Origin of the sequence: Xanthomonas sp. NCPPB 1067 (assembly GCF_020783795.1) — a bacterium.
GTDB classification, from domain to species: Bacteria; Pseudomonadota; Gammaproteobacteria; order Xanthomonadales; family Xanthomonadaceae; genus Xanthomonas; species Xanthomonas melonis.
Genome location: NZ_JAJGQG010000059.1, coordinates 1 through 3,303 on the forward strand (window position 1 = coordinate 1; position 3,303 = coordinate 3,303).

The 3,303-nt window shown below is 54.9% G+C and carries 3 protein-coding genes and 1 pseudogene; all 4 read right to left on the reverse strand.

What is annotated here, in order from left to right; genetic code table 11:
* Positions 1 to 179, reverse strand: a pseudogene (locus LL962_RS20700) (type IV secretion system protein); the annotation flags it as partial.
* A gap of 23 nt (positions 180 to 202) precedes the next feature.
* Positions 203 to 1,552, reverse strand: a complete 1,350-nt coding sequence (locus LL962_RS20705) for a DUF6792 domain-containing protein (protein ID WP_228318270.1) — start codon at positions 1,550 to 1,552, stop codon at positions 203 to 205.
* Positions 1,549 to 2,202 (reverse strand): hypothetical protein, encoded by a 654-nt coding sequence (locus tag LL962_RS20710; protein ID WP_228318271.1) that lies wholly within the window; start codon positions 2,200 to 2,202, stop codon positions 1,549 to 1,551. The genes LL962_RS20705 and LL962_RS20710 overlap by 4 nt, the downstream gene beginning before the upstream one ends.
* A gap of 322 nt (positions 2,203 to 2,524) precedes the next feature.
* On the reverse strand, positions 2,525 to 3,055 hold the full coding sequence (locus tag LL962_RS20715) for a DUF4189 domain-containing protein (protein ID WP_228318272.1): 531 nt from the start codon (positions 3,053 to 3,055) through the stop codon (positions 2,525 to 2,527).
* Positions 3,056 to 3,303: the final 248 nt, after the last annotated feature.

The following is a 3,303-nucleotide window of genomic DNA, read 5'->3' on the forward strand; positions in this document are numbered from 1 at the left end:
CGCATGGTGCGCCTCATCAGATCCAGGCCGAACTCCTGTATCTCGTTGCTGAAATAATCGTTGACCAGTTTGAAGAAAACGAAGTCACCGAGGTTGGCGTCCACCAGGGGCTGCAGCTGACTGATCGCACGACGCGCATATCGGTCTGCAGTGGCGGGAGCCTGCAAGGATGCAGTCATCGGCGTGGTCCGGTCATACATCGCTACATTACACGCGTTGGCGTCGGCGGGGTCATCTCTGCCTGCGACCGTTGCGCATCTAGCGCATGCAACTGTTGTTGACTCTCTTGCAACGGCGGTGCCTCCGCCGTCAGATCTACTTTGGTGCGGAAACCCGGCGTGTTGCCGATGATCCAGGCATTGCCGTCCTGCACGGTCACGCTGCGCAACTGGTCGACGTTGACGATGCCAGCGCGTTTGGCCTCGACGGTGGCATGAATGGCCACGGCATCGGACGTGCCCTGCGGCAGTTTGCTGTGGATCGAGCGGTACAACGGATCATTGGACATGGCCGTCGCGTCCGGATCTACGCAGCGCTCTGGTGCGTTGCCCACCGGCAACTTCCAGCCAGGAGCCACATAGACCGGCTTGTCTTCGCGCTGCAAGCGCTGTTGCGTTTGATTCCAGCGCTCTGCCGCCATCTCCGCCGCACCGGCGCCAGGGGACAGTGTGCCGCGCAGATGATTGATGCCATCCACCACGTCCATGGATTGCATGTGGCGCGATGCCAGGGTCAGGCCGCCCCGTAGCAGCGCCACATCGTCACGATACTTGTCGATCATCGGCGCGTACTGCTGCGCCAGCTGCTGCGCCTTGGGGTCTTCCAGCACCGAGCGGTCTGGCTTGCCGTTGGCGTCCACCGGCAGGAAGTTGTGCATGCGGTGCGAGTCGGCGAGCGGTTTGGCGACCGCCGGATTGCGGTCATCCAACAAGCTGCGGTCGTTGGCATAGCCGGCCTTCTGCAACGCGGCGACTTCTTGTGGCGTGGCGTAAATTTTGACCTGGCCATAGTGCTTGCTGGCAGCACTGACCGCATCGCCGGCCATCACATGATTGATCACAGCGTTGTCACCCTCGGGAATGCGCCGATCCAGGCTAACCGCGCCGTAGGCGTTGAAGGTCTCGCCTTTGAGGCCGAAATGGTGCGCAGTCACTTGGGCCAAGTCGCCACCAAGCGAGTGGCCGGTGACGGTGACTTGGGGAGGCTTACCGCCCTTGTCTAATTCGTGTGCATACTGCAATGCATATTTGGTCAGCTCGATCGCCTCGGCGGCTTGATTGTTATGACGCAATGCCACCATACCGCCATCGGTGTAAAGACCATCTTCTTTGAGCTGCCGCTCGGTCTCTGTGCCGCGATGAGCGACGACTATTTCGTTTGTATCGAGGGACTGATACACGATGCCCTGATAACCCGATGGGCTGTCAACGTACTTCAGGCGCTTGTAAACTATGCCGCCGATCTCTTCAGGCCTGCTATTTGGACCCGTTTCTTTCGGAGCTTGGTAGACATCATCTGAAAGTGCTGCATATTGTTGGCTTGTAATTTTCATGGATTCACCTCTTCGACGGCCAACGTCACCTTGAATAGGTTATTCTTTGCGGCGTCGTTGAATCGATCCTTGCTCGTTTCGCCACCATCAGGGAAGTTTTCCATGTCTGCTTTTGGATAACGACCCTTCCAAAAGTACGTAACTTTGGGCGTCGAGCTATGAATCTCTTTTTTGAAAAGCGCCGGCTGAAATCGCGTTTCATTTTTGCCGCCTGTCGCTTTCAAAGATATGCCAACTCCATCTAGCTCAAATTCGCACACCCCTTTTCCATAATAGTCTGCATTGACCATGCCATCGGCATAGATTGTCGCATCGTAGGTGGATGCATCGCGCCTCTCAAAGTTGATGGGGATGCCGTCTTCATCAGACTTGCTCCATACACCGGCAATGGGCTCGATTGGCGTGCATTGCTTGTGGTTGGTCATCTGGTAGAACGCCGTGCCCGAAATCCATTCAAACGGACCCGGCGCATCCTCAATCGTCAAAGTGATGCGAAATGCCTGCGTCGGATGCGGATTCTTCTGATAGACGGGGTCGGGGCGACTGCTCGTTGCGTCAGCTTGTGAGGATGGGGCATTCATGGGCTTGCATCCTGCAAAAAAGAAGAGCATGAGGAGGAAGGAGAAACGGCCGATGATCTTGGGAGTCATTGAAGATGCTTCTGCTGACTGCATACGTTACGCGGTAGAAAATGCGTAGCTTTCGTGCGAGGGGGCACTTCTGACGCTGAGCTCACTCGATAGCACGATCTTGGAGGATCCGCAGAAGTCGAGAGCTGGCTATTGGTTGATCCGCCAAAAGGAAATCAGCGCGGACTGGGGAGGCTGCGTGCCATGCATGCAGTGGAGACTTGCTATTGCCCTGTACCGATGCTCGGAATCTTTATGGCTACCACGTTAGCATGCGATGGGTACGCCCTTGCAAAAATTTTGGCGAGCACCGCGTTTTAGCCACCCTTTATAGGAGTCAGGTTTAATAATATTTAAATATTGGCTCTGAGCAAGCTGTGTAAATTACTTTGCATTGGTTTGCTGGATTTCTTCTTTCACATGCGTTTTGTGCCAAAGCTGAGGCTTGCTCGATCGTCTGGTCGGTAAAGAATTGTACATTCCCGAGTAAGTTTGGTTTGCCATTAATCTGGGGCTCCCCAATAGCGATACATTGGTTTCTGTACGTCAGGCCAATTTTGCAATCTTTCTCGCCATGCTTTGCACAGCGAGCCAGAGCATCGCTTTCAGCTTCCTTTTTGGATAATTTACCAGTGGTTACACCGAGGTTTCTTTCCAGGCCGAGTGACCCTATTGCAACCGATCCCCAAGTCTTTATCCACTTGCCAAGCGGGCGGGGCTCGATTGTGTTTTGAGTACTCCCTCCGGGGATAGGTGCGCACGCAGCGACGCCCTGTCCACCGATGGGGTATTGGCCAGGAGGGCAGCCCTGCTCTGCTTGAGCAGTCGCAGATAAAAGGAACGTTAAAAAAACTAGAGAGATCGATATTCTCATGGACGGTAGACCTGTGCCAGTCAGCTAACGTTAGTATCTTTGGTGCCTGCTAAACCGCGGTATCCAACCTGTGGAGAAGGTGTATTCTGATCTGGTATTCGTGCGGCATTTGCATTAGTACCGTTCGTACCATTGAATTCGCTGGACTGCCTATTACTGTCTCTGCCGACTTGCTGCGGCATATACGACCCAGCCGGCTGCCCCTGCGGACCTGGGGCTGCGGTGTTGTTGAATGCCGTGTAGGTCAG

What these genes read in the sequence shown, in the direction of transcription:
- LL962_RS20715 (WP_228318272.1), bottom strand. Translation starts at nt 3,055, where the DNA reads ATGAGAATATCGATCTCTCTAGTTTTTTTAACGTTCCTTTTATCTGCG.
- LL962_RS20705 (WP_228318270.1), bottom strand. Translation starts at nt 1,552, where the DNA reads ATGAAAATTACAAGCCAACAATATGCAGCACTTTCAGATGATGTCTAC.
- LL962_RS20710 (WP_228318271.1), bottom strand. Translation starts at nt 2,202, where the DNA reads ATGACTCCCAAGATCATCGGCCGTTTCTCCTTCCTCCTCATGCTCTTC.